Source organism: Alsobacter sp. SYSU BS001988 (assembly GCF_054796215.1).
In genome coordinates this window covers 79,280-103,143 of sequence record NZ_JBTAMK010000002.1, presented here as the reverse complement: position 1 = coordinate 103,143, position 23,864 = coordinate 79,280, and the positions used below count along the sequence as shown (strand labels likewise).

The following is a 23,864-nucleotide window of genomic DNA, read 5'->3' as shown; positions in this document are numbered from 1 at the left end:
CGCATCATGCTCCTCATCCGCTGCCCGTTCTGCGACATGGACCGGCCCGAACTCGAATTCCGCTATGGCGGCGAGGCGCACATCGCCCGCCCGGCGGACCCGTCCGCCGTCTCGGACCAGGACTGGGCGGAGTTCCTGTATTTCCGCACCAATCCCAAGGGCGTCCACGCGGAGCGGTGGCGGCACGCGTCCGGCTGCGGGCGCTTCTTCAACGCGGTCCGCCACACGGTGTCGGACAAGATCCTGACCACCTACAAGCCTTCGGATCCGCGGCCGGATCTCGAGCGGCTGGCGCGGGAGACCGGGCGATGAGCTCCAGCTTCCGCATGCCCGCAGGCGGACGGGTCGACCGCTCGCGCGAGATCTCGTTCTCCTTCGACGGACGGCGCTACGCCGGGCATCCGGGCGATACGCTGGCCTCGGCGCTGATCGCCAACGGCGTTCACCTGATGGGGCGCTCCTTCAAGTATCACCGGCCGCGCGGGATCGTGGGCGCCGGCGCGGAGGAGCCGAACGCGCTCGTGACGGTGTCGAAGGGGGGAGGGCGGTCCACGCCCAATCTCCGGGCCACGCAGGTCGAGCTCTATGACGGGCTCGTCGCCTTCAGCCAGAACCGCTGGCCGACCCTGGGCTTCGATGTCGGCGAGGTGAACGATCTCGTCCCGCCCGGCGTCTTCAGCGCCGGCTTCTACTACAAGACCTTCATGGCCCCGGCGGGCGCCTGGGCGGGCCTCTACGAGCCGTTCATCCGCCGGGCCGCGGGCCTCGGCGTCGCGCCCTCCCAGGAGGACCCCGACCACTACACCCATCGCTACGCCCATTGCGACGTGCTGGTCGTGGGCGCCGGCGCGGCCGGCCTCGCGGCGGCCCTCGCCGCCTCGCAGGACGGCGCGGCCCGGGTGATCCTGTGCGACGAGCAGGCCGAGATGGGCGGCGGCCTGCTCGGGGAGGCGCATGTCGCGATCGACGGATCGCCGGCCCCGGACTGGGCGGCCAATGCGGTCGCCGAACTGGCCGGGCGCCGGAACGTGACGCTCCTGCCGCGCACGCAGGCCTTCGGCTATTACGCGCAGAACTTCCTCGGGCTGGCGCAGCGCCTCACCGACCATCTCGCCACGGCCCCGGCCGACGCGCCCCGCGAGCGGCTGTGGAAGGTGCGCGCCCGCCAGGTCGTGCTGGCCGCCGGCGCCATCGAACAGCCTCTCGTCTTCCCCGACAACGACCGGCCCGGCGTCATGCTGGCCAGCGCGGCCCGGACGCTGGCGAACCGCTACGGCGTGAGGCCCGGCGCCCGCGCCGTGGTCTTCGCCGCCGACGACAGCGCCTATGCGGCGGCGGTCGACCTCGCCTCGGCGGGCGTCGCCATCAGCGCCATCGTGGACATCCGGCCGGAGCCGGGCGAGGCCGCCGCCTTCGCGGCGAACTCCAACGCCCTGCGGGTGCTGGTCTCGACGGTGGTCACCGGCGTCTCGGGCCGCCTGCGCGTCTCCGGCGTGGAGATCGGCAAGCTCGCGGCGGACGGGACCGTCAAGCCCACCGAGCGCCTCGCCTGCGACGTGGTCCTGATGGGGGGCGGCTTCACGCCGGCCGTCCACCTGTTCTCCCAGTCGCGCGGGAAGCTGCGCTTCGACGAGGCGCGGGGCGTCTTCCTGCCCGGCGCCGCCGCGCAGGACCAGGCGTCGGTGGGGGCCTGCAACGGGACGTTCGGAATCGCGGCCGGCCTCGCCGAAGGCCATCGCGCCGGCCTGGCCGCGTCCGCCGCCGCGCTGTGCCGGGCCGCGGCGACGGCCGATGTCCCGGATCGGGCCGTCTCCGGCGAGATCGCGCCGGTCGGCGGAGGGTTCCGCGGCGCCGTCCCGCATCACCGCGATCCCCAAAAGGTCAAAGCCTTCGTCGACTTCCAGAACGACGTCACCGCCAAGGATATCCGGCTGGCGGTGCGCGAGGGCTTCCGGTCCATCGAGCACGTCAAGCGCTACACCACGACCGGCATGGCGACGGACCAGGGCAAGACCTCCAACATGAACGGCCTGGCGATCGCCGCCGGCGCGCTCGATAGGTCGGTCCCCGAAGTCGGGCTCACCACCTTCCGGGCGCCCTACACGCCGGTGACCTTCGGCAGTTTCGCCGGCCACTCCCGGGGCGAGTTCTTCGACCCCGCCCGCAAGACGCCGACGCATCGCTGGGCCGCCGCCAACGGCGCCGTGTTCGAGGATGTGAGCCTGTGGAAGCGGGCCTGGTATTTCCCCCGCCCCGGCGAGGACATGCACGCGGCCGTGGCCCGGGAATGCCTGGCGGTGCGGGAGGCGTGCGGGATCTTCGACGCGTCCACGCTGGGCAAGATCGAGGTCGTCGGGCCGGACGCGGCCGAGTTCATGAACCGGCTCTACACCAATCCGTGGACCAAGCTCGAGACCGGGCGTTGCCGCTACGGGCTGATGCTCAGCGAGGCCGGGTTCGTGATGGACGACGGCGTGATCGGCCGGCTGGCGCCTGACCGGTTCCATGTCACGACCACCACCGGCGGCGCGCCGCGCGTGCTCGCCCATATGGAGGACTATCTCCAGACCGAGTTCACCGACCTCAACGTCTGGCTCACCTCCACGACCGAGCAGTGGGCCGTCATCGCCGTTCAGGGGCCGAACGCCCGCAAGGCGCTGGAGACCCTGGTCGAGGGCGTCGACATGTCGGCCGGCGCCATGCCTCATATGAGCGTGCGCGAGGGGACGATCCTGGGCGTTCCGATGCGGCTGTTCCGGGTCAGCTTCACGGGCGAGCTCGGCTTCGAGGTCAACGTGCCGGCCGATCATGGCGAGGCCGTCTGGGAGGCGATCTGGGCCGCGGGCCGCCAGCACGGCATGGTCGCCTACGGCACCGAGGCGATGCATGTGCTGCGCGCCGAGAAGGGCTACATCATCGTGGGGCAGGAGACGGACGGCACCGTCACGCCGAACGATCTCGGTCTCGACTGGGCCATCGGCAAGGCGAAGCCCGACTTCGTGGGCAAGCGCTCGCTCGTCCGGCCCGACATGACCGCCCCGAATCGCAAGCAGCTGGTCGGCCTGCTCACCGAGGACCCGTCGGCCGTCCTCGAAGAGGGCGCGCAGATCGCCGCGGAGGCGACGCCGGTGCGGGGCGCTCCGGCGCTCGGGCATGTCACCTCGTCCTACCGGAGCGCGGCCCTCGGCCGCTCCATCGCCATGGGGCTGCTGGCCGGCGGGCGCGCCCGCATGGGCGAGACGGTCTTCATCCCCATGCCGGGCGGCGCCGTGCCGGCGGTGGTCGCCGCGCCGATCTTCTACGACAAGGACGGGAGCCGCCTCGATGGCTGACGCCTCTGCAACGCCGGCGCGCCGCGTCTCGCCGCTCGGCGGCTTTCCGGCCGACATGGGCGCCTTCGGCGGCGTGCTGCTGTCCGACGGGGGCCCCGCCGCCCGCTTCATCCTGCGGGGCGAAGACGCCGCGGCTGCGGCGAGTTCGGTCCTGGGCCTGGATGCGCCGGTCGCGCCGCTGCGCTCAGCCACGGGCGCCGGCTGGGCCGCCCTGTGGCTCGGGCCCGACGAGTGGCTGCTGATCGGTCCGGCGGAGGGCGCGGCCGCGATGGGCCTTGCGCTGTCCGAGCGCCTCGCCGGCGTCCCGCACAGCCTGGTCGAGGTCTCGCACAGGCAGACCGGCCTGATCGTCGAAGGCCCGGGCGCCGCCCTCGCGCTGAACGCGGCGGTCCCGCTCGACCTGTCGCCCGGCGCCTTCCCGGTCGGCATGTGCGCCCGCACGATCTTCGAGAAGGCCGAGATCGTCCTGTGGCGGACGGATCCGGAGCGATTCCATGTCGAGGTCTGGCGGTCCTTCGCGCCCTATGTGTACGGCCTGCTGGACGCCGTGCGCCGCGAGAACGCCGTCAGCTGACGCAGGCCGCGGCCTGCGTGGAGCGACGCGCGGCCCCGCGCCTGGCCGCTCTGGCCAAGCGTGAGGGATCGTCTAAAGTCCGGTCCGAGACCACTTCGGAGCTTCCTGCATGTTTGGGTTCGGCCGCGCGGCGCCTCAGGTCGAGGATCTTGGCGTCGAGGACATCAAGGCGGGTCTCGCCAACGGGTCCATCCTCCTGGTGGACGTGCGCGAGCCGCATGAGTGGGAGGCGGGACATATCCCGGGTTCGGTGCTGTTCCCCCTATCCACCTTCGATCCCGCAGCCCTTCCCGATCCGGGTTCGCGCCGCCTCGTGCTGTCCTGCCGGTCCGGCAAGCGGTCGCTGACCGCGGCCGCGGCCGCCGCGGCGGGCGGGGTCAAGGCCGACGCGCATTACGCAGGCGGCTTCCTGGACTGGGTGGCCCATGGCGAGCCCGTCGAAACCGGCGCCTGACCCGGTCCGTTCCGCCGCCCTCCCGCTCATCCGCACGCCTGTCTCACGCCTTCGCTGAGGACCATCATGACCGTCAAGAAGTTCGGAATCGGCCAGCCGCTCCGTCGCGTCGAGGACCACCGCCTGTTGGTCGGCGGCGGCCGCTACACCGCCGATTACGCGCCCGAGAGGCAGCTCGAAGCGGTGGTGCTGCGCAGCCCCTACGCCCATGCCCGGTTCGCCTTCACCGACCTGGAGGCGGCGCGCGCCATGAAGGGCGTGAAGCTCATCCTGACGGCGGCGGACGTGGCTCACCTCGGCGATGTGCCCTGCCAGGCGCCGCTGCCCAACACGGACGGCACGCAGAACCTGGTGGCCCATATCCCGGTGCTGGCCAAGGGCGTGGCCAAGCATGTCGGCGACGCCGTCGCCTTCGTCGTGGCCGAGACCGTGAACCAGGCCAAGGACGCGGCCGAGGCGATCGCGATCGACTGGCAGACGCTCCCCGCCGCGATCGACATGCGCGCCGCGATCAAGCCCGGCGCGCCCGCCGTGTGGGAGCAGCAGCCCGGCAACCTCGCTTATGATTCGGAGATGGGCGACAAGGCCAAGGTCGACGCCGCCTTCGCGGCGGCCGACAAGGTCGTGCGTCTGGAGATCGAGAACAACCGGCTGGTCACCAACTACATGGAGACCCGCGGCGTCATCGCCGAGTACGACGCGAAGACGGCGAGCTACACGCTGACGCTGTCCAGCCAGGGCGTGCATGGCATCCGCGACACGCTGGCCGAGGGCGTCCTCAAGATCAAGCCGGAGAAGATCCGGGTCGTCACCGGCGACGTGGGCGGCGGATTCGGCACCAAGACCTTCTGCTATCGGGAATACCCGCTCGCCGCGGAAGCCGCCAAGCGCCTCAAGCGCCCGGTGCGCTGGATCGCCGACCGCTCGGACCATTTCATGGGCGACGCCCAGGGACGCGACAACTTCGCCGTGGGCGAAGTGGCGATGGACGAGTCCGGCCGCTTCCTGGCGATGCGCTTCGACATCCTGGGCAATATCGGCGCCTATGCGTCGCAGTTCGGCCCCTACATTCCCTTCCTGGGCGGCACCATGATGACCGGCGTGTATCGCACGCCGGCCCTGCATGTCCGGGTCCGGGGCGTCTACACCAACACGGTCCCGGTGGACGCCTATCGCGGGGCGGGGCGTCCCGAGGCGGCCTATCTGCTGGAGCGCCTTGTCGACCGCGCGGCGCGCGAGATGGGACTCAGGCCCGAGCAGATCCGCCGCCGCAATTTCATCCCCGCCAAGGCGATGCCCTACACGACCCCGATCGGCGACCGGACCTATGACAGCGGCGACTTCGACCAGCACATGACCCGCGCCATCGAAGCGGCCGACTGGGCCGGCTTCAAGGACCGCCTGCGCGCCGCCCGCAAGGACGGCAAGATCCTGGGCATCGGCATGGCGACCTATATCGAATGCACCGCCTGGGGCGAGGGCGAGGACGTCGAGATCCGCCTGGAGACCGACGGCACCGTGACGGTCTATTCGGGCACGCAGTCGAACGGCCAGGGGCACGCCACGGCCTACGCCCAGTTCGCGGCGCAGCATCTCGATCTCCCGCTCGACCGGATCAAGGTGGTGCAGGGCGACACCCAGCAGATCAAGACGGGGCACGGCACCGGAGGCTCCCGCTCCATTCCGGTGGGCGGCGTTTCGGTCTATGTCGCGTCCGAGAAGCTGGCCGAGAAGCTGAAGGAGCTGGCGTCGCAGAAGCTGGAGGCCAGCGTGGTCGACCTCGAAGTCGCCGACGGCGGCGTGAGGGTGGTCGGCACCGACCGGCGCATCGACTTCGCCGAGCTGGCGAACCTGCCCGAAGCGACCCGCGAGGCCCGCACCGGGGAGGGCGATTTCACCCCGCCCAACGCGACCTATCCGAACGGCACGCACATCGCCGAGGTCGAGATCGACGTGGAGACCGGGGTCGCCAAGGTCGTGCGCTACACGATCTGCGACGATTTCGGCATCGCGGTGAACCCGCTGCTCCTCGCCGGGCAGGTGCATGGCGGCGTCGTCCAGGGCATCGGCCAGGCGCTCCTGGAGAAGACCGTCTTCGACGAGGAGGGCCAGCTCGTGACGGCCAGCTTCATGGACTACTGCCTGCCGCGCGCGGGAGACGTGCCCTTCCTCCATTTCGAGACCCGCAACGTGCCGTCCACGACCAACCCGCTCGGCATGAAGGGCGCGGGCGAGGCGGGGTCGATCGGGTCCTGCCCGGCCGTGATGAACGCCGTCGTGGACGCCCTCGACCGGGCCTACGGGATCCGCGACATCGACATGCCGGCGACCCCGGACCGGGTTTTCGCCGCGATCAACGGCGCTAGCAAGGCCGCCGCCTGATCCACGCGGATAACGCAAAGTTGAACTTGCGATTGTGCAACTTCAGCTTTGCGTGTCCTGTTGTCGCGTGGCCGACGATAAAGCTGCACTTTCGCGATCGGAGCGAAGCAGACCCGTCACGAACGGGCCAGGAGGAAGTTTATGATCCGAGCCATCATCGCCGCCGCTGTCGTCAGCCTGGGCGCCACCGTCGTGTTCGCGCAGGGCGACGTGATCGCGCAGCGCCGCGACGTCATGAAGAGCGTCGGCGGAGCGACCAAGGACCCCGGCGGCATGCTGAAGGGCGAGACGGCTTTCGACCTGGCCAAGGTGCAGAAGGCTCTCGCCACCTACCAGGACGCCGCCAAGAAGATGCCCGGCCTGTTCCCGGAGAACTCCAAGACCGGCGGCGAGACGACCGCCGCGCCGAAGATCTGGGACGACATGGCCGGCTTCAAGGCCGCCTTCCAGAAGTTCGAGGCCGACGCCGTGAAGGCCTCCGCCGAGATCAAGGACGAAGCCAGCTTCAAGGCGAATTTCCCGGCCGTGCTGAAAAACTGCGGCGGCTGCCACGAGAGCTATCGCGTCAAGAAGAGCTGACCTGACGGGCGGCTCCACACGGCGCGCCCCCTTTCGACCGGGCCGCGGACCTGAGCAGGGACCGCGGCCCACTCATGTGCGACGCCTGACGCAGAGGCCCCGATGAAGAGACTCGTCCCCGCCGTCCTGGCCCTGGCCGCCTTAACGGGCGCGGGCTTCTGGGTCCTCACGGCGCCGGCGTTCCATGAGCTGCTGCGCGGCAAGCCGGACGTCTCCGTTCCGGCCGCGGCGAATCTGGACAATGGCCGCGAGCTTTTCTACGCGGGCGGATGCCCCTCCTGCCACGCCGTCCCCGGCCAGGACGACCGCACGAAGCTGGGCGGCGGGCTGGCCCTGCATTCGCCCTTCGGGACCTTCTACGTCCCCAACATCTCGCCGGACCCGGTCGACGGAATCGGCGGCTGGACCATGCAGGCCTTCATCCGGGCCATGCGGGAAGGCGTCTCGCCCGATGGGCGGCACTACTACCCGGCCTTCCCCTACACCTCCTACCAGCGGATGGCCTCGGCCGACCTCGCCGACGTTTTCGCCTTCATCAAGACGCTGCCGCCGGCCGGAGGCCGCGTGCGCGACCACGACCTGCCGTTCCCGTTCACCATCCGGCGCGGCCTCGGGCTGTGGAAGCTCGCTTTCCTGGACGGACAGGCGATCCAGCCCGATCCCGCCAAGAGCCCTGAATGGAACCGCGGCCGCTACCTCGTCGAGGGCCCCGGTCACTGCGCCGAGTGCCACTCGCCCCGCAACGTGGCGGGCGCGATCGTCGCGGACAAGCGCTTCTCCGGCGGACCGGACCCGGAGGGGAAGGGCTTCACGCCCAACCTCACGCAGGACAAGGCGGGCCTCGCCTCCTGGTCGAAGTCCGACATCGTCGAGCTGCTCAAGACGGGCTTCACGCCCGAATACGACGCGGTCGGCGGCTCCATGGCCCCGGTGATCCGCAACACCTCACAACTGACCGACGCCGACCGCGCCGCCATGGCGGAGTATCTGAAGAGCCTTCCGCCGGTCCCAAGCCCGCCCCGGCCGCCCAAGGCGGGCGGCTGACGCTCAGTCCATCACGGCCGCCTTAAGGATGCACACCATCGTGGCGTGGCTCGGCGTGGTGGCCACGCAGCGCACGCTGTGCGGGCGGTCGCACCGGTAGCGCAGGGTCTCGCCCGCCTTGGCGCGCTGGATCTGGTCGCCGACCTCCACCTCGAACTCGCCCTCGATCACCGACAGGCACTCGATGGAGCCGCGCTGGTGGGCGTCGGAGTCCAGCACGCCGCCCGGCTCGGCCTGGACGTCGTACCACTGGAGCCATTCCACCGTCTTGATCCAGCCGATGATGCCGAGGCGGACCTTGCCGTCGTCGGACATCAGGATGGGCGTGTCGCCCTTGGTGGTCTTGTCGATGAAGGGCTCGTCATCGCCGCTCGACAGGACCCGCTCAATGGAGACGTCCAGGGCCTGCGAGAGCCGCCAGATGGTGGCCAGCGTCGGATTGGTCTCGTTGCGCTCGATCTGGCTGATGATCGACTTGGCCACGCCGGACTGTTCGGCGAGTTCCGACAAGGACAGGTTGTAGGCCTTCCTGAGGCGCTGGATCGTCTTTCCGAGTTGGCCGGAGAGAGCGTGCGCGCCGATGTCCATCACCTTGACTCTGTCACGGCCTTCGACGCCCATACCGCGATCCTCCAGGAGCGGAGCGCCGGCCCGGCCGGGCGGGCGCTGCTCGAAACCCGTTCGGAGTCTGTTTTGAAAAACGAACGACCGTTTGTAAAGCCGGATGATTCTCCCCGCCGTCGCACAAGGCGGGCGACCGCTCCGCGGCCGGCCGGCGGCGGCCCGTTCTGATGGGCGTCATCCACGTCATCGACCAAGCGGGCCAAAGACATACGCTCGAAGCCGCCGAGGGCTGGCGCGTCATGGAGATCATCCGCGACTGGGGCCTGCCCATGGAGGGGCTGTGCGGCGGCGCAGCCGAGTGCGGCACCTGTCACGTGTTCGTTTCACCGGACTGGATGGCCCGCCTGCACCCCGCCCGGGACGACGAGGAGGCGCAGCTGGACATGCTGCCGGCGGCCTCCGCGGCCTCGCGCCTGTCCTGCCAGATCCTCTGGGACGAGAGCCTGGACGGGCTTGAGGTCACCCTCGCGCCGGTCAGCGGCTGAGGGAAGGCGGCTCGACGGCGTCTCCGGCGCGCCTGCGGATCGCGCCCAGGACCAGCATCGCGCCGGCGGCCAGGATCCCGAGCGCGCCGCACAGCGCCACGGTGCCGTTGGCGCCCCAGCCGATCATGAACGCGGCGAACACGATCGGCGCCGCCGATTTCGTGGCCAGGGCCGGCGCGGCGATCAGGCCCAGGACTTCGCCGTAGCGGTCTCGGCTGAACAGCGCCAGCGGGACCACGCCGCGGGCGATGGTGATGAGCCCGTTCGAGGCGCCGTAGATCAGCGCGAACAGGATCGCGACGGCGGTGGAGGGCTCCGCCCCGTAGAGGAGCGCGAAGGCGAAAGGCAGCATGGCCGTGGCGACGACGCCGAGGCCCAGGGCGCTGAGCCGCGATCCGAACAGCAGCTCGAGGAGGCGCGCGCCCACCTGGGCCGGGCCGATGAAGACCCCGGCGATCACGGCCTGCCCCTCGCTCAGGCCCAGCATGTCGAGGAGCCGGACCAGGTGGACCGACAGCGCGCTGGTGACGAAGCCGTGCGCCGCCACCACGAGGGCGAAGAGCCCGAGCGCCGTCCAGTCCAGGCCCGCGCGGCGTGTCGAGGGCCGCGCGGCGCCGGACAGCGGCCGGGGGGACGCGGCGGCGGGGGCGTCGCCCGCTCGCGGCCGTGTCGGAAGCGCGAAGGCGTGAAGCGGCGCGCAGAGCAGCGCCTGTCCGGCCGCGTGGACCAGCAGCACGTCGCGCCAGTCCAGGCGCCCCAGCATCCAGAGCGTGAGCGGCCAGGATACGGTGGAGGCGAAGCCGCCCGCCAGCGTCAGCAGGGAGATCGCCGTGCGGGTGCGCGGCCCCGCCAGCTGGGCCAGCGTGGCGAAGGCCGGATCATAGAGCGCTCCGGCCATGGCGACGCCGATCACCGCCCAGGCGGCCAGATACCAGGCGGCGCCGTGGGAGGTCGCCAGCAACGCCAGTCCGGCGGCGCCCAGCAGCGAGCCCGCGGTCAGCACGGGCCGGCCGCCATGGCGGTCGATCAGACGGCCGGCCAGCGGGGCGGCGAGGCCGGACGTCACCAGGGCGACGCTGAAGCCGCCGAAGACCAGCGTGTCGGACCAGCCCGTCTCGAGCCTGATGCGCGGGCCGACCAGCGCCATGGCGTAGAACAGGGAGCCCCAGGCGGCGATCTGGGTGACGCCGAGCACCGCCAGCGCCCGCGCAACCGTCCTGTCGGGGGTGGGCGCGTCCCTCATGTCGCGCGCTGGGCTCCCGTCTCGCGCTCGCGCTTGCGGTTCTCCAGCCCGAGCCGCCGCTCGCGCCAGATCACGAACAGGCCCGCCGCGACCACAAGCCCGGCCCCGAACACCACCAGGGGCTCGGGGATGTCGGAGAAGACGAGAACGCCCACGATCAGGGCCCAGACCAGGGTGGTGTAGTCGAACGGGGCGATCACGGACGCGGGCGCGAAACGGTAGCTCGACGTCAGCAGGATCTGGCCGATCCCGCCCATCACGCCGGCGAGCATCAGGATCGCCGCGTCGTGGCCGTCCGGCATGCGCCAGCCCAGGACGAGGGTGGACGCGCCGATCACGGCCGCGGTCGTGGAGAAATAGAACACGATGGCGCCGGTCTTCTCCAGCTGGGCGAGCCGGCGCGTCTCGATGGAGGCGATGGCGCTGCAGAACGCGCCCAAGAGCCCGAACATCGCTCCCGCCGCCTTCCCCCCGGTCAGGCCGACGCCGCCCGCCTGGAAATAGGGGAGCATCATGACGATCATGCCCAGGAACCCGACTCCGAGCGCGCTCCAGCGATACACCCTGACGGTCTCCTTGAGGACGATCGCGGCGAGCGCGGTCGTGATCAGGGGCGTGGCGTAACCGATGGCCGTCGCGTCGGGCAGCGGCAAGAGGGCGAGCGCCGTGAAGCCGCAGAACATCGCCATCGAGCCCGCGACGCTGCGGCGCAGATGGCCGAGCGGGCGCTTGGTGCGGACCGCGTCGATGAGCTCGCCGCGCGACGCCAGCCAGACCAAGAGCGGCATCAGGGCGAAGAAGGAGCGGAAAAAGACGATCTGGCCCGTCGGGTACCCGCTCCCGGCCAGCTTGATCATCGTCGCCATCACGGTGAACGCGATCGTCGACACGATTTTGAGGGAGATGCCGAGGAGAGCGTTCACGAGCAGCCGGTGGGACGACGGACGCCGTCTAAGGATCACATTTGGCTGGCCGCGACAAAACTTCATTGTGCGCGCCGGCGTCCCGACATGCGCATGGCTGGACGCTTATGCGAACAGGGCGAGCTTCTGCTCCGGCGCGAGCGCGTCGACGGCCGCGAAGGCGGCGACGCGGGCGTCCTGGACGACGGGCGCCGGCTCCGGGGCGGGGCGGGCCACCGCCCCCTCCAGCGACGGGCCGCGATGATCCGTCGGCGTGTAGGTCTCGATGAAGGCGACGTCGTCCCGGATCGGCGGGGCAGGCGACAGCCGCGAGGGCCCGGACGCGGGAGGAAGCGCGTGCTGGACAGGCGCGGCGCGCGCCGGGCGCGGCGGCGTCTCGGCCAGGGAGCCGCCGAGCATGGACTGGATGCGGCTCTCGATGGAGCGCAGGACGCCGATGAGCGACCGCACCCGGGCGGTGGTGAGCGCGTGGCGGTTGGTGGCGCGGTAGACGTCGAGAGCGTGCCGGTCCAGGTCCTCGAGCGCCCCGATCACCTCGGGGTTCTCCGCGGTCTCGCGCAGCGACCACGCGATCTCCTGGATCTGCTCGGCCGCGTCGAACGCCTCCGTGTCCGCCTGCTCGGACAGCGCGACGAGGTCTTCCAGCGCGCTCTCGGGGGTGGCGGAGCCCAGCGATCCGGCGGCGTCCGCCACGCTCTTGGCGATGTCGCGCTTGGTGCTGGCGATCCGGTCGGCCATGTCGGCGAGATCGCGCTGCAGGCCGATCCCGGAGGGGTCTTCGGGCCGGATTCCGGTGTCGCGAATGGCGACCGCGCGTTCGATCCGGTCCAGCGACGCGAGGAGGCGCTCGGTGTCGGCGTGGCGGTTGCGCCGGGCGAACTCGGCCATGAACCAGCGTCCGCGCGCCGTCTCCATCACGGCCGCTTCGATCGCGTCATAGTCTTCCCGGCTGATCGGCGTCTTCGCCGTGTCGTCGCCCATCGCACTGGAACCAGAGGAGGCGAATCACCGGCCTCCGAAGCGTTCACACCACCACCGCTTGCAGCGCCGCTCAAGGAGAGAAAGCCCCTGCGGCCGCGCGGGCCAGTGGTTATGCGCGCCCATCGTCAGCCCCAGAGCCCCGGCGCGGGTGGGTAGACGAGGCCGCCTTCGTAGCGCAGGCCGGGCTCGCGGTCGCGCGCCAGCAGCAGCGGGCCGTCCAGGTCGACATAGCGGGCGAGGGGGCTCAGCAGCATCGCCGGCGCCATCGCGAGCGAGGTGCCGACCATGCATCCCACCATGATGTCGAGGTCCGCCCGGCGGGCCTCGCGCACGAGGTCCAGCGCCGCCGTCAGGCCGCCCGTCTTGTCCAGCTTGACGTTGATGGCGTCGTAGCGCTCGGCCACCGCCCCGAGTTCGGCGATCCCATGGGCGCTCTCGTCGGCGCAGATCGGGATGGGGCTCGCGAATGCCGCCAGCGCGGCGTCCTCGCCGGCCGGTAGAGGCTGCTCGACCAGCGCGACGCCGGCCGCCGCGCAGGCGGCGAACTGGGCCGCGATGTCGTGCTCCCTCCAGCCCTCATTGGCGTCGACCACCAGGATGGCGTCCGGCGCCGCGTCCCGGACGGCGGCGATCCGGTCGCCGTCGCCATCCCCGGCCCCGAGCTTGATCTTCAGGATCGGGCGGTCGGCCGCCTTGCGGGCGGCCTCGGCCATCACGGCCGGCGCGCCGAGGCTGATGGTGAAGCAGGTGGTCGCCGGCGCGATGCGGTCGATCCCGGCCAGCACATGGGCCGGGACGCCGGCCGTCTTGGCCTCCAGGTCCCACAGGGCGCAGTCGAGGGCGTTGCGCGCCGCGCCCGCCGCCATCCGGGCCATCAGCTCCTGCCGGTCGCCGCCGCCCTCGACGAAGCCCCGCATGGCCTCGATCTGGGCCGAGACGCTGTCGACGCTCTCGCCGTAGCGCGCATAGGGCACGCACTCGCCGCGGCCGCGGACGCCGCGCTCATCGATGGCGACCGTCACCACGACGGCCTCGGTGCGCGATCCGCGCGCGATGGTGAAAGCGCCGGCGATGGGCCAGCGTTCGACGGCGATGCTGAGGGCGCGGGCCATGGGACCTCTCCTGGGACGGTCCGGCACACTTAGCCGAGCGGCGCCGCGCTGGCCATTCCGGCGGACGAGGTACGGACGTCACACCTTGGCTGAATCGCCGCGGGACCATTCCCGATCACGCCGCGAATGGTCTAAAACAACGTGCACGCGCATCGCGGGTGCGCGGATGAACCGGAATCACATGGATCCTGTGGCGAATGTCGTGGTGGAGCGCAGCGGCGCGGACGTGCGCCTGCGCTTCCTCGGCCGCTGGACCTCCGAGCAGGCCGAGGCGGTGGAGCGGGAGGCCGCCCGCTTGCCGCAGGAAGCCGAGGGCGCGGGCCGCGTCCTGATGGATCTTTCCGGGGTGGACCGCCTCGACACGCTCGGGGCCTGGGTCCTGGACCGCGCCCGCACCGACTTCGTCCGGCGCGGGCAGGAGGCGGGGTTCGTCGGCGTCGACGAGCGCAAGCGCATCCTGCTGCACGAGGTCGCCTATCACGAGTTCGGCGTGAAGCGCGCCGTCGGCGCATCCGCGGTGGTCGAGATCCTCTCGGATGTCGGGCAGGGCGTCGTGGGCGCCGGGCAGGACCTCGTCGGCGGCGTCAGCTTCCTGGGCTCGCTGGTGACGGCGCTGGGCCGGGTGATCCTGAACCCCTTCCGGTTCCGCTTCACCTCGCTGGTGTTCCACCTCGAGGCCGTGGGCTTTCGCAGCGTCCCGATCATCACCCTGATCTCCTTTCTTGTCGGCTGCATCGTGGCCCAGCAGGGCATCTTCCAGCTGCGCCGCTTCGGCGCCACGCCGTTCGTGGTCGACCTCACCGCCATCCTGACGCTGCGCGAACTGGGCGTGCTGCTCACCTCCATCATGGTGGCGGGCCGCTCGGGTTCGGCCTTCACGGCCGAGATCGGCTCGATGAAGATGCGCGAGGAGATCGACGCGCTGCGCGTGATGGGGCTCGACCCCGTCGAGGTGCTGGTGGTGCCGCGCATCCTGGCCCTGATGATCGCGATGCCGCTCCTCACCTTCCTGGCCGACATCGCGGGACTGTTCGGCGGCGGCGTCGTCGCCTGGATCTATGGCGGCATCAGCCAGGAGGTCTTCATCGGCCGCATGCGGTCGGCGATCGGGTTCAACACCTTCATGGTGGGCCTGATCAAGGCGCCCTTCATGGCGTTGGTCATCGGCCTGATCGCCAGCATCGAGGGGCTCGCCGTGCAAGGTTCGGCCGAGTCCCTGGGACGACAAGTCACATCTTCGGTGGTCAAGTCCATCTTCATGGTGATCGTCGTCGACGGCCTTTTCGCCATGTTCTTCGCGTCCATCAAGTATTGACGATGACGCTCACCGCCCCCGACTTTCCGCAGCCCGGCCACGATGAAGGCCTGAACGGCGCCTCGCAGCCCAGGGAGGCGATCATCTCCGTGCGCGACCTCGTGGTCGGCTTCGGAGACAAGCTGATCATGAACGGGCTCAACCTGGACGTTTACCGGGGCGAGATCCTGGGCTTCGTCGGCGCGTCGGGCACGGGCAAGTCGGTGCTGACGCGCACCATCCTGGGCCTCACGCCGAAGCGGCGCGGGGTGATCGAGGTGTTCGGGCAGGATGTGGACGAGCTCAACGAACAGGCCCGCAAGGCCATGGAGCGGCGCTGGGGCGTCCTCTTCCAGCAGGGCGCGCTGTTCTCGTCGCTGACCGTGCGCCAGAACGTGCAGGTGCCGATGCGCGAGCACCTCAAGCTCTCCGAGGAGCTGATGGACGAGCTCGCTCTCCTGAAGCTCGAACTGGTCGGTCTCAAGCCCGAGGTGGCCGAGCGTTTTCCCTCCGAACTGTCCGGCGGCATGATCAAGCGCGTGGCGCTCGCCCGGGCCCTGTCGCTCGACCCGGAGATCGTCTTCCTGGACGAGCCGACCTCGGGGCTCGACCCCATCGGGGCGCAAGATTTCGACGAGCTGATCGCGACCCTGCAGAAGACTTTAGGACTCACCGTCTTCATGGTAACGCACGATCTCGGCAGCCTTTATTCGGTGTGCGACAGGATCGCCGCGCTGGGCGAGGGGCGGGTCATCGCGCAAGGGCCCATCGAGACGATGCTGCGTTCCGAGCATCCCTGGCTGAAATCGTATTTCCACGGCAAGCGGGCGCAGCACCTTGCGCCGGTCGCCGAGGCGGGAAGGTAGCGTCATGGAAACCCGCGCGAACTACGCGCTGATCGGGCTCTTCACGCTGGCGGTGCTGACCGCGGCGTTCGGCTTCGTCTTCTGGTTCTCGGGCAAGGACGCGGGAGCGAAGCTGGCGACCTACCGCATCGTCTTCACCGGCTCGGTGTCGGGCCTCTCGCGCGGCTCGCAGGTGCTCTACAACGGCCTGCGCGTGGGCGAGGTGACGTCCATCCAGCTGCAGCCCAACGACCCCGGAAAGGTGGTGGCGCGCGTCGAAGTGGACGCGACCACGCCCATGAACGTCGACACCAAGGCGCGGCTGGAGTTCCAGGGCCTGACCGGCGTCGCCTCCATCCAGCTCTCGGGCGGGGGACCCAACAGCGCCAAGCTCGAAAGCCAGGAGCCCGGCCAGCCGCCGGTGATCTACGCCGACCGCTCCGACTTCCAGGATCTCCTGGAGAGCGCGCAGCGCCTCGCCAAGAAGGCCGACGACGTGCTGGGCCGCGCCGACAAGCTCTTCGCCGACAACCAGGACTCGATCAGCCGGACGGTGAAGAACGTCGAGACCTTCTCGGGCGCCCTGGCCTCCAATTCGGAGGGCGTCAGCCGCTTCCTGTCCTCGACCGGCAACGCGGCGGACAAGATCGCCTCGCTTTCGGTCGACCTGCAGAAGCTCACCGAGACGGTGGACCGGGTCGTCTCCTCGGTGAATCCCGACGACGTCAAGAACGTGGTCGCCAACCTGCAGCAGATCACCTCCTCGGTCGCCGGCGAGAAGGACCGCGTCGCCGCCCTGGTGCGCGACGCGGCCACGCTGGCCAGCCGCCTCAACGACAGCTCGGTCAAGCTCGACGGCGTGCTCACCGACGCGGGTCGCGCCCTGCGCGCCGTCGACTCGGAGAAGATCCAGCGCTCGGTGGACAATGTGGAGAAGTTCACCACGGCGCTGGGCTCCAACAGCGGCAAGGTGGACGACGTGATCCGCAACGCCAACGAGCTCACCGCCAAGCTGAACAAGGCGGCCGACCAGGTCGAGGGCGTGCTCGCCAGCGTGCAGACCTTCCTCGGGTCGGGCGACACCAAGGCGGCGCTGGGAAGCATCGGCGACATGGCCAAGTCCGTGCGCGTCCTTGCCGACAACCTCGACAAGCGGACCGCCGACATCACCGCCGGCGTGAACCGCGTCACCGGGCCGGCGCTGCGCGACTACCAGGCGCTGGCGTCCGACGGCCGGCAGGCCCTCGGCGAGCTCAACCGCACCCTGCGCAGCCTGCAGCAGAACCCCCAGCAGCTGCTGTTCGGCAACAAGCCATCCCTCCCCGAGTACCGGGGCCGATAGTGCGGCCTCCGACCCTACAAAGGCTGCCTCCCCGCATGTCCGCCCCCATCGCCGCTCCCGCCCCGGAGCCGAACCCGAGCCTCGCGCCTCTCCGCCCGGCTCGCCCCTGGATCCTCGCCGGCCTTTTCACGGCCGCCCTGGGCCTGACCGGATGCGGGTCGTCGCCCTCCGAGACCTTCGACCTCACGATCCCGTCGGGCGCGGCGCGGCAGAATCCGGGCCGCAGCCAGATCGTCGTCGCCGAGCCCGTCGCGCTGCAGGCGCTGGAATCGGACCGCATCGTGGTGCGCTCGGCGGACGGCTCGGTCTCCTCCGTGGGCGGCGTGCAGTGGTCCGACAGGCTTCCGCGCCTGCTCCAGACGCGGCTCGTCCAGGCCTTCGAGAACGCCGGCCGCGCGGTCGGCCGGGCGGGGACCGGCATCAACGCCGACCAGGTGCTGCAGACCGAGATCCGGTTCTTCGGGGTCAGCACGGTGAACGGCGCCGAGGCGGTGGCGGAGCTGTCCGTCAAGATCGTCGCCAGCGCCACGGGCAAGATCACGGCCTCGCGCGTGTTCAAGGGCTCCGTCCCGCTCGCCGCGGTCGGGGGCCGTGAAGCCGCCGTGGCCCTGGACAAGGCCGCGCAGCGCGTGTTCGCCGACGTGGTGCGCTGGGCGCGCTGACCGCTTCCTCGCGCCGCCCCACGAAAAAGGCCCGGGATCGCTCCCGGGCCTTTTCGTTGAACCGTGTCGGGATCGTCAGTCGAACTTGCCGGCCGCATGGGCCAGGATCGTGTAGACCTTGCCCTCGTCGGAGGTGAGGATCGACTTCGACAGCGTCGAGTTGCGGTCGCCAGGGGCCACCTCGCGCAGCAACTCGTCGAACTTCTCCACATAGGCGTCGACGGTGTCGCGGAACTCCGCGTCGCGGCGGTAGCGCCGGCGGAACTCGTCGAAGCGCTCCTGGCCCTGCAGCGTGTAGAGGCGCCGCGTGAACACGTTGCGTTCGCCGCTGGTGTAGCGCTCCCACAGCTCGACAGCCGCCTCGTGGTCGATCATCCGGGCGATGTCCGCCGAGAGCGAGCCGAGCGACTCGATCGCGTTCTCATGCGTGGTGGGCTGGCGCACGGGCGTCTTGGCCGGCTTGTCCTGGATGGTGGAGCGCAGCTCGGGCTTGCGGGCCGGCGGCTCCTCCTCGACGGACGCGCGGGCCAGCAGCTCGGAGAGCCATCCGGAACTGGCGCGGTTGGCGAGCGCCTCGCGCGGCAACTCGGGCTGGCGGGACGAGGACGCCTTGGGCGGAGCCTTCGGCTCGGGGCGAGCCTCGGGCTCGGGACGGTCGTCCTGCGCGCCGCGTCGTTCGCGCGCGTCCTGGCCGCGCGCCTCGGCATGGCGCGCCGGGGCCGCGGGACGCTCCGCGGGCTCTTCCCGACGCGGCGGCGGGGTGACGAGCACGCTCGGACGGGCGGCGGCCGGCGGCGGCTCGGGCGCCCGGCGCGGCGGCTCGGGCGCGCGCACCACGAGCGGCGGGCCGCGGTCGACCGGCGCGGCGCCGTTGGCGCGGCGGGCCGGCACGTCGTCCGGCTCCGCGTTCTCCTCGGGGCGGGCGACGTCGAGGCCGCGGTCCGAGCGCGCCACGAGGGCGGAGAGCTCGTTCAGGGCCCGGATCTGGTCGGCGACGACGCGCCGCATCGCGGCGGCCGACTCCTGGGTTTCGCGCGGCAGCTCCAGCACGCCGCGGCGGACTTCGTTGCGGGTGGCGTCGAGCTCCTGGGCGACCGAGTAGCTCAGCTGCCGCATCTCGTCGGCCGCCTCGCGGAAGCGCTCGGTGGCCGAGGACAGCGCCCCGCCCATGTCGGACATGACCTGCTCATAGGCGGCGCGCAGCGCGGCCGCGGTGCGCTCGCGCTCCTTGCCGGTGGTGGTCCTGATGAGGTCGAACTGCTCGCCGATGGCGTTGGCCGCCGACTGGCTCGAATCGGCCAGGACGCCGCCGATCTGGCGGGCCCGGGCCTCAACGGCCTTGAGGCTGTCTTCGACCAGGCCGGTGAAGGACCGCGTGATCGCCTCGACGTCCTCGGTGCGGCCCGCGATGGTCTCCAGCATGGCGTTCAGCCCGTCGCTGCGGCCCTCGATGGCCGCGGCCACGCGCCGTTCGACATGTTCGAGCGCCTCGGCCACTTCGGCCAGGGCGCGCGCGTGCTCCTGCGTGGAGGACGCGACCGAGCGGCCCTGCTCGTCGAGGCGATGGAACAGCCCGGCGGCGTCCCGCAGCGTCCCGGAGGAGAGGCTGCGCAGCGCCTCGACCTGGTCGGCGGCGCGGTCCGTGACCGCGCTCGTCTCGTGCGTGATCGCGTTCAGCGTGTCGCGCAGCGCGACCATGCGCTCGCCCAGGTCGCTCTCCAGCGCGCCGAGGTTCTCGCCGGCGCCCGAGATCGTCGCATGCAGCAGGCGGTTGGTCTCGCCCAGCCGCTCCAGTCCGAGATTGATCTCGGCCTTGAGCTGGTCGTTGGCGGCCACCAGGCTGGCGACGGAGCGGGAGGCTCCCTCCTCCACGGCCCGCCGCAGGGCCTCCGACGAGGCCTCCACGGAGCGCGCCAGGGCGTCGCTGCGCTCGCGCAGGCTCTCCAGGATGGTTTCGCTGCGGCCCTCCAGGGTCCTCAGGATCGCGTCGCCCACATGGGCGAATTCGCGGGTGGTCTCCTCGCCGACCTTGGCCAGGCGCGTCGACGCCTCGTCGCCCTGGCTGGCGATGCCCTGGACGAGCTTGGCGCCGCGTTCCTCGAACAGGCGAGCGAGGTCGGACGACTGCTGGCCGAAGGCGGTCGAGACCGCCTGGGTCCCGGCCTCGAGGGTGTGGGCGAGGGACTGGCCGTTGGTCTCGAACAGCGCCCGCAGCTCGTCGGTGCGCTCGCCGAGCGAACTCGTGACGGCGCGGGTCCCGGTGGAGAGCGTCTCCTCCAGCATGCTGGCGCGCACGCCGAAGGCCTCCACCATCTCGCCGGCGCGGCCGTCCACCACCGTCGTGATCGACTGCGCCGCCTGCGACAGCGTGGAGTCGAGCTTGCGGGCGGCGTCCATGACGAGGCCGGTGATCTCGTTGGTCCGGCTGCCGAGGGCGGCCGTGACCGCCTCCGCGCCCATCGAGAGGATGCGGTCGAACTGCCGGCTGGAGTTGTCGAACAGCGAGGCGAGTTCGCCGGTGCGCTCGCCGAGCGCCGCCGTGACGGAGGTCGTGCCGCCCAGGAGCATTTCGCTGAACAGGCGGGCGCGCTCGTCCAGCAGCGCGCTGACGCTGTCGAGACGGTTGACCACGCGCTCCTCGAAGCGGGCGACCCGCCCGTCGAGCGTCTCGGCGATCGCGGTGGCCTGGCTTCCGAGCGTCACGTTGATCAGCTCGGCCTTGGCGCTCAAGGCCTGGGCGAGCCCGTCCGAACGGGCCGCGATGGCGGTCTCCACCTGCTCGATCTTGGCCTCGATAGCCGACGAGATCTCCTTGCCGCCGACGCCGAGGGCCTGGGCGATCTCCAGGGTGCGGCTGGCCAGCGTCTCGGTGAGGGCCTTGGCGCGGCCGTCCAGCCCCTGGTCGATCCGCACGAAGATGTTGTCCAGCGTGCCGGCCACCTTGTCGCCGGACGTGATCGTCCGGGACTCGAACTCGGCGATCTGCTCCTCGACCCGCCGTGCGGCCTCCTCGGCGCGGACGACGATGCGGTCCGCCAGGACCTCGCCCGACTTGCCGAACAGCGTCTCGATCTCGCCCAGGCGGGTCTCGACCGTCTGCGTGAAGGCCCGCGTGTCGGCGCCGATGCGCTCCACGAGCTCTCCGCCGCGGCCCAGCACGGCTTCCTCGAACGCGTCGAGGCGGCCGGCGAGCGTGGTGGCCAGGGTGGAGCCCCGGTCCAGCACCTTGCCCTCGAAGCCGGAGATGGCGGAGTCCAGCGCCTCGTGCAGGGAGGCGGTGCGCCCGTCGACGACGGTCTCGAAGGCGCCGATGCGCGCCGTGAAAGTCTCGTCCAGCCTCGCGCCGACCTGGCCGATGACCGTCTCGAAGGCGTTGATGCGGTCGCCGAGCTTCTGCTCCAGCATCTGGCCGCGCTGCAGGACCGTCTCCTCGAAGGCGTTGAGGCGGGCGCCCAGGCGCTCGTTGAGATTGCCGCCCCGAATGATGACGGTTTCCTCGAAGGCCCCGAGGGTCGCCGCCATGGCGCTGGCCAGTTCGCCGCCGCGCGAGCCGATGGTCTCGGTGATCGAATCGGCGTTGCGCACCAGGGCTTCGTTGATGCGGGTGCTCTGCGTGGCGATGGCCATCACGGCGTCGCGGGCGATCGCGGCGAGGCGGGTCTGGACGGTCTCGCTATGCTGCGCGAAGGCGTTCTGCGTCTCCGCGGCGCGCGCCACGAGGGCGCCGAGGACGGCCTCCGCGGCGTCCTCGAAGGCGGCGCGGGTCTCGCCGGTGCGGTTGGCCAGCAATTCGGCGATCGCGCCGGCGCCCTCGGCCAGGACGCGCTCGGCCTCGGCGGTGCGCGCCGCCAGGGCGGCCGCCATGGACTCCGAGCTTCCCGTCAGGTTGCGCTGCGCGTCCGCGGTGCGCTCGATCAGGGCCTCGATGCTGCCCGTCACGAGCCTCTCGGCCTCGGCCGTGCGGCCCATGAGCGTGCGGCTCAGTTCGTCGGTGGAGCGGGCGATGGTGGCCTCGGCCTCGCCGGTGCGGTCCGCGAGCGCCTTGGTGAGGGCTTCGGCCGTGCGCTCGAAGCTGCGCTGGGCCTCCTCGGTGCGGCCCGCGAGGGCGTTCGCGACGGTCTCGGCCGCCTCGGCGAGCATGCGCTCGGCCTCCGCGGTGCGGCTGGACAGCGTGCGGGCGACCGCCTCCGAGCTCGCCGCCATGCCGGCCTGCGCCTCGGCGGCGCGGTTGGCCAGGGCGTCGGCGATCTCTTCGGCGCGGCGGGCGAAGGCCGCCTCCGTCTCCTCGCTGCGGGCCGCCAAAGCGCGCGTGGCCGCCTCGGCGCCCTGCGCCAAGGCGAGCTCGGTCGCGGCGGTGCGCTCCAGCAGCGCGTCGCGCACGGTGACGGCGCTCGTCTCGAAGGCGGTGCGCGTCTGGTCCACGCGCTCGCCGATGATGCTGGCGATCTGCGCCGCAGTTTCGGCGAGGGACTGCTCCAGGGTCGTGCCGTTGGCCGAGATCGTCGCAGCGATGCGCGCGCCGGTCTCGTCGAGGCGGCGGGCGACCTCGTCGCCACGTCCGCCCAGCTCGGCCGTCAGCGTCTCGCCGGTGGAGCGCAGCGTGTCGTTGACCTCCATGGCCCGGCTGGCGATGGCCTCGGCCACGCCGGCGCCGGTCTCGGAGATGACGCGGGTGACGCGCTCGGAGCCCTCGTTCAGGCTGGCGGTGAGGATCTCGCTGGTGCGCTCCAGCGTCTGGGAGACGAGCGCGCCGCGCTCGGCGATCTGGTCGGCGAGCTGGCCGCCCGTCAGGGTCAGCGTCTCGGTGATCTCGCGGGCCCTGGAGCCCAGCGTCTCGGTCACGGACGTGCTGGCGTCGGCCAGCCGGCCGCTCACATGGTCGGTGGTCTCCGTCAGGCGGACGATGAGATCGGACCCCTTCTGGGCGATCTCGCCGATCATCCGGTCGCCGGTGCGGGTCAGCGTGCCGCTGATCTCCTCGGCCTTGGAGCCGAAGGACTCGGTGACGCGCGCCCCGGCCTCGCCGACGGCGTCCGAGATGCGGGCCGCCGTGGCGGCGAGCTCGTCGCGCAGGCTCTCGTGCGAGCCGGTGATCGAGGTGCGGACGCGCTCCGCGTTGGACAGGATCGCCTCGCGCTGGACCACGAGCTCGTCGATGAGGGCGCGGATGCGGATCTCGTTCTCGCCATAGGCCCGCTCGAGAGTGGCGATCTCCGAATGGACCAGGGTCTCCAGCTCGCCGGCGCGCGCCACCGCGCGCTCGATCCCGTCGCCCATGGCGGCCACCTCGCGGCGGATCGCCTGCGACAGGCTGACCACGGCTTCGGAGGTGACGGTCTCGGGCTCGGCCAGCCGTATCGCGACCTGCGTCATGGAGCGGGCGACCAGGCGCATCTCCTGCGCGCGCGCCGCCAGCGAGGCCAGCACGAAGAAGACGACGACGGGGGCCAGGGCCGCGAAGGCGGCTAGCCCGGCCTCGGGAGTCAGGAGCCGCTGCGCCAGGGGGACGTCGCCGCCGAGAACCTCGCTCCAGCGCGTCGCCGCGAAGGCGCCGAACACCGCCAGCCAGGCGAGGGAGGCGAGCCCCGCGAGCCAGTAGGCGCCCTTCGACGGGCGCACCTGCAGCGCCTGCAGGATCTCGCCCACGGCGCGCCGGTCGTCATTGGCGGGGCGGCCGGGCTCGGGCCGGCGCTCGGGCGCGGAGGGGGTGAGCTCGCGATGGGGGCGGGCCCGGTCGCGCGGCTTTTCGATCCGGACTTCGGGGAAGATGCCGCTGTCGTCGACCTCGGGCAGCTTCGGCGCTTCGGCGCGGTCCGCTCCGTCCGGCGCCGTCGTCTGCGCCGAGATCGCGGCCGCGTCGTCCGTCGCGGGCCCAGCCGCGGCTCCCGCCGGCGGTGATCCCGTGAGGTTCAACGCCTCCTCGATCGCCGAAAGCGCCGCCTCTGTCGGATCGGTGGCTTTGGTCTGGGTCGCCATCAGTCGCCTCGC

18 protein-coding genes are annotated in these 23,864 nt (G+C 71.3%); 12 read left to right on the top strand and 6 right to left on the bottom strand.

The window, feature by feature from the left end; translation table 11 throughout:
• Positions 1 to 6 precede the first annotated feature (6 nt).
• The 7 genes from ACYVO7_RS04445 to ACYVO7_RS04415 all read left to right on the top strand — a co-directional run bounded on the left by ACYVO7_RS04445 (position 7) and on the right by ACYVO7_RS04415 (position 8,365).
• A complete protein-coding gene (locus tag ACYVO7_RS04445) occupies positions 7 to 312 on the top strand; it encodes a sarcosine oxidase subunit delta (protein ID WP_460448645.1) in 306 nt (101 codons plus the stop codon).
• Positions 309 to 3,332, top strand: coding sequence for a sarcosine oxidase subunit alpha family protein (locus tag ACYVO7_RS04440; protein ID WP_460448644.1), 3,024 nt, complete (start codon positions 309 to 311; stop codon positions 3,330 to 3,332). Before ACYVO7_RS04445 ends, ACYVO7_RS04440 begins: the two co-directional genes overlap by 4 nt.
• Positions 3,325 to 3,906 carry a sarcosine oxidase subunit gamma gene (locus ACYVO7_RS04435; RefSeq protein WP_460448643.1) on the top strand — a complete coding sequence of 194 codons (582 nt, stop codon included), beginning with the start codon at positions 3,325 to 3,327 and terminating at the stop codon, positions 3,904 to 3,906. The genes ACYVO7_RS04440 and ACYVO7_RS04435 overlap by 8 nt, the downstream gene beginning before the upstream one ends.
• Positions 3,907 to 4,015: 109 nt before the next feature.
• Positions 4,016 to 4,360 (top strand): rhodanese-like domain-containing protein, encoded by a 345-nt coding sequence (locus ACYVO7_RS04430; protein WP_460448642.1) that lies wholly within the window; start codon positions 4,016 to 4,018, stop codon positions 4,358 to 4,360.
• Positions 4,361 to 4,426: 66 nt separating this feature from the next.
• On the top strand, positions 4,427 to 6,742 hold the full coding sequence (locus ACYVO7_RS04425; RefSeq protein ID WP_460448641.1) for a xanthine dehydrogenase family protein molybdopterin-binding subunit: 2,316 nt from the start codon (positions 4,427 to 4,429) through the stop codon (positions 6,740 to 6,742).
• A 141-nt stretch (positions 6,743 to 6,883) separates the two neighbouring features.
• A complete protein-coding gene (locus ACYVO7_RS04420) occupies positions 6,884 to 7,321 on the top strand; it encodes a c-type cytochrome (RefSeq protein WP_460448640.1) in 438 nt (145 codons plus the stop codon).
• 102 nt (positions 7,322 to 7,423) lie between these two features.
• Entirely contained in the window at positions 7,424 to 8,365 is a 942-nt protein-coding gene (locus ACYVO7_RS04415; RefSeq protein ID WP_460448639.1) for a c-type cytochrome, read from the top strand.
• 3 nt (positions 8,366 to 8,368) lie between these two features.
• Here ACYVO7_RS04415 and ACYVO7_RS04410 read toward each other — a convergent pair whose 3' ends face one another.
• On the bottom strand, positions 8,369 to 8,986 hold the full coding sequence (locus ACYVO7_RS04410) for a helix-turn-helix domain-containing protein (RefSeq protein ID WP_460448638.1): 618 nt from the start codon (positions 8,984 to 8,986) through the stop codon (positions 8,369 to 8,371).
• A 170-nt stretch (positions 8,987 to 9,156) separates the two neighbouring features.
• Here ACYVO7_RS04410 and ACYVO7_RS04405 point away from each other — a divergent pair, with 170 nt between their 5' ends.
• Positions 9,157 to 9,474, top strand: coding sequence for a 2Fe-2S iron-sulfur cluster-binding protein (locus ACYVO7_RS04405; protein ID WP_460448637.1), 318 nt, complete (start codon positions 9,157 to 9,159; stop codon positions 9,472 to 9,474).
• Here ACYVO7_RS04405 and ACYVO7_RS04400 read toward each other — a convergent pair.
• The 4 genes from ACYVO7_RS04400 to dgcA form a co-directional block, all read right to left on the bottom strand.
• The gene (locus tag ACYVO7_RS04400; RefSeq protein ID WP_460448636.1) at positions 9,464 to 10,717 is read right to left on the bottom strand and encodes an MFS transporter; all 1,254 of its coding nucleotides are present in this window, start codon (positions 10,715 to 10,717) and stop codon (positions 9,464 to 9,466) included. The genes ACYVO7_RS04405 and ACYVO7_RS04400 overlap by 11 nt on opposite strands.
• On the bottom strand, positions 10,714 to 11,640 hold the full coding sequence (locus ACYVO7_RS04395; RefSeq protein WP_460448635.1) for a DMT family transporter: 927 nt from the start codon (positions 11,638 to 11,640) through the stop codon (positions 10,714 to 10,716). Before ACYVO7_RS04395 ends, ACYVO7_RS04400 begins: the two co-directional genes overlap by 4 nt.
• A 105-nt stretch (positions 11,641 to 11,745) precedes the next feature.
• Positions 11,746 to 12,621, bottom strand: a complete 876-nt coding sequence (locus tag ACYVO7_RS04390) for a hypothetical protein (protein ID WP_460448634.1) — start codon at positions 12,619 to 12,621, stop codon at positions 11,746 to 11,748.
• 125 nt (positions 12,622 to 12,746) lie between these two features.
• Positions 12,747 to 13,733: an N-acetyl-D-Glu racemase DgcA gene (dgcA, locus tag ACYVO7_RS04385; protein ID WP_460448633.1), complete on the bottom strand. Its 987-nt coding sequence runs from the start codon at positions 13,731 to 13,733 to the stop codon at positions 12,747 to 12,749.
• A 166-nt stretch (positions 13,734 to 13,899) separates the two neighbouring features.
• On the opposite strand from dgcA, the gene ACYVO7_RS04380 reads away from it, so the two are divergent.
• The 4 genes from ACYVO7_RS04380 to ACYVO7_RS04365 all read left to right on the top strand — a co-directional run bounded on the left by ACYVO7_RS04380 (position 13,900) and on the right by ACYVO7_RS04365 (position 17,876).
• Complete coding sequence (locus ACYVO7_RS04380) at positions 13,900 to 15,048, top strand: ABC transporter permease (RefSeq protein ID WP_460448632.1); 1,149 nt, start codon at positions 13,900 to 13,902, stop codon at positions 15,046 to 15,048.
• 128 nt (positions 15,049 to 15,176) lie between these two features.
• A complete protein-coding gene (locus ACYVO7_RS04375; protein ID WP_460449119.1) occupies positions 15,177 to 15,893 on the top strand; it encodes an ABC transporter ATP-binding protein in 717 nt (238 codons plus the stop codon).
• A gap of 4 nt (positions 15,894 to 15,897) precedes the next feature.
• Positions 15,898 to 17,214, top strand: a complete 1,317-nt coding sequence (locus ACYVO7_RS04370) for an MlaD family protein (protein WP_460448631.1) — start codon at positions 15,898 to 15,900, stop codon at positions 17,212 to 17,214.
• A gap of 35 nt (positions 17,215 to 17,249) precedes the next feature.
• On the top strand, positions 17,250 to 17,876 hold the full coding sequence (locus tag ACYVO7_RS04365; protein WP_460448630.1) for an ABC-type transport auxiliary lipoprotein family protein: 627 nt from the start codon (positions 17,250 to 17,252) through the stop codon (positions 17,874 to 17,876).
• Between the two features lie 75 nt (positions 17,877 to 17,951).
• On the opposite strand, the gene ACYVO7_RS04360 is transcribed toward ACYVO7_RS04365, so the two are convergent.
• Positions 17,952 to 23,852, bottom strand: coding sequence for an apolipoprotein A-IV repeat region-like domain-containing protein (locus ACYVO7_RS04360; RefSeq protein ID WP_460448629.1), 5,901 nt, complete (start codon positions 23,850 to 23,852; stop codon positions 17,952 to 17,954).
• Between the last annotated feature and the right edge of the window lie 12 nt (positions 23,853 to 23,864).

Excerpts from the sequence above, each read along its gene's own strand:
- ACYVO7_RS04445 (WP_460448645.1), top strand. The coding sequence starts at position 7 with ATGCTCCTCATCCGCTGCCCGTTCTGCGACATGGACCGGCCCGAACTC.
- ACYVO7_RS04440 (WP_460448644.1), top strand. The coding sequence starts at position 309 with ATGAGCTCCAGCTTCCGCATGCCCGCAGGCGGACGGGTCGACCGCTCG.
- ACYVO7_RS04435 (WP_460448643.1), top strand. The coding sequence starts at position 3,325 with ATGGCTGACGCCTCTGCAACGCCGGCGCGCCGCGTCTCGCCGCTCGGC.
- ACYVO7_RS04430 (WP_460448642.1), top strand. The coding sequence starts at position 4,016 with ATGTTTGGGTTCGGCCGCGCGGCGCCTCAGGTCGAGGATCTTGGCGTC.
- ACYVO7_RS04425 (WP_460448641.1), top strand. The coding sequence starts at position 4,427 with ATGACCGTCAAGAAGTTCGGAATCGGCCAGCCGCTCCGTCGCGTCGAG.
- ACYVO7_RS04420 (WP_460448640.1), top strand. The coding sequence starts at position 6,884 with ATGATCCGAGCCATCATCGCCGCCGCTGTCGTCAGCCTGGGCGCCACC.
- ACYVO7_RS04415 (WP_460448639.1), top strand. The coding sequence starts at position 7,424 with ATGAAGAGACTCGTCCCCGCCGTCCTGGCCCTGGCCGCCTTAACGGGC.
- ACYVO7_RS04410 (WP_460448638.1), bottom strand. The coding sequence starts at position 8,986 with ATGGGCGTCGAAGGCCGTGACAGAGTCAAGGTGATGGACATCGGCGCG.
- ACYVO7_RS04405 (WP_460448637.1), top strand. The coding sequence starts at position 9,157 with ATGGGCGTCATCCACGTCATCGACCAAGCGGGCCAAAGACATACGCTC.
- ACYVO7_RS04400 (WP_460448636.1), bottom strand. The coding sequence starts at position 10,717 with ATGAGGGACGCGCCCACCCCCGACAGGACGGTTGCGCGGGCGCTGGCG.
- ACYVO7_RS04390 (WP_460448634.1), bottom strand. The coding sequence starts at position 12,621 with ATGGGCGACGACACGGCGAAGACGCCGATCAGCCGGGAAGACTATGAC.
- dgcA (WP_460448633.1), bottom strand. The coding sequence starts at position 13,733 with ATGGCCCGCGCCCTCAGCATCGCCGTCGAACGCTGGCCCATCGCCGGC.
- ACYVO7_RS04380 (WP_460448632.1), top strand. The coding sequence starts at position 13,900 with ATGAACCGGAATCACATGGATCCTGTGGCGAATGTCGTGGTGGAGCGC.
- ACYVO7_RS04375 (WP_460449119.1), top strand. The coding sequence starts at position 15,177 with ATGAACGGGCTCAACCTGGACGTTTACCGGGGCGAGATCCTGGGCTTC.
- ACYVO7_RS04370 (WP_460448631.1), top strand. The coding sequence starts at position 15,898 with ATGGAAACCCGCGCGAACTACGCGCTGATCGGGCTCTTCACGCTGGCG.
- ACYVO7_RS04365 (WP_460448630.1), top strand. The coding sequence starts at position 17,250 with ATGTCCGCCCCCATCGCCGCTCCCGCCCCGGAGCCGAACCCGAGCCTC.
- ACYVO7_RS04360 (WP_460448629.1), bottom strand. The coding sequence starts at position 23,852 with ATGGCGACCCAGACCAAAGCCACCGATCCGACAGAGGCGGCGCTTTCG.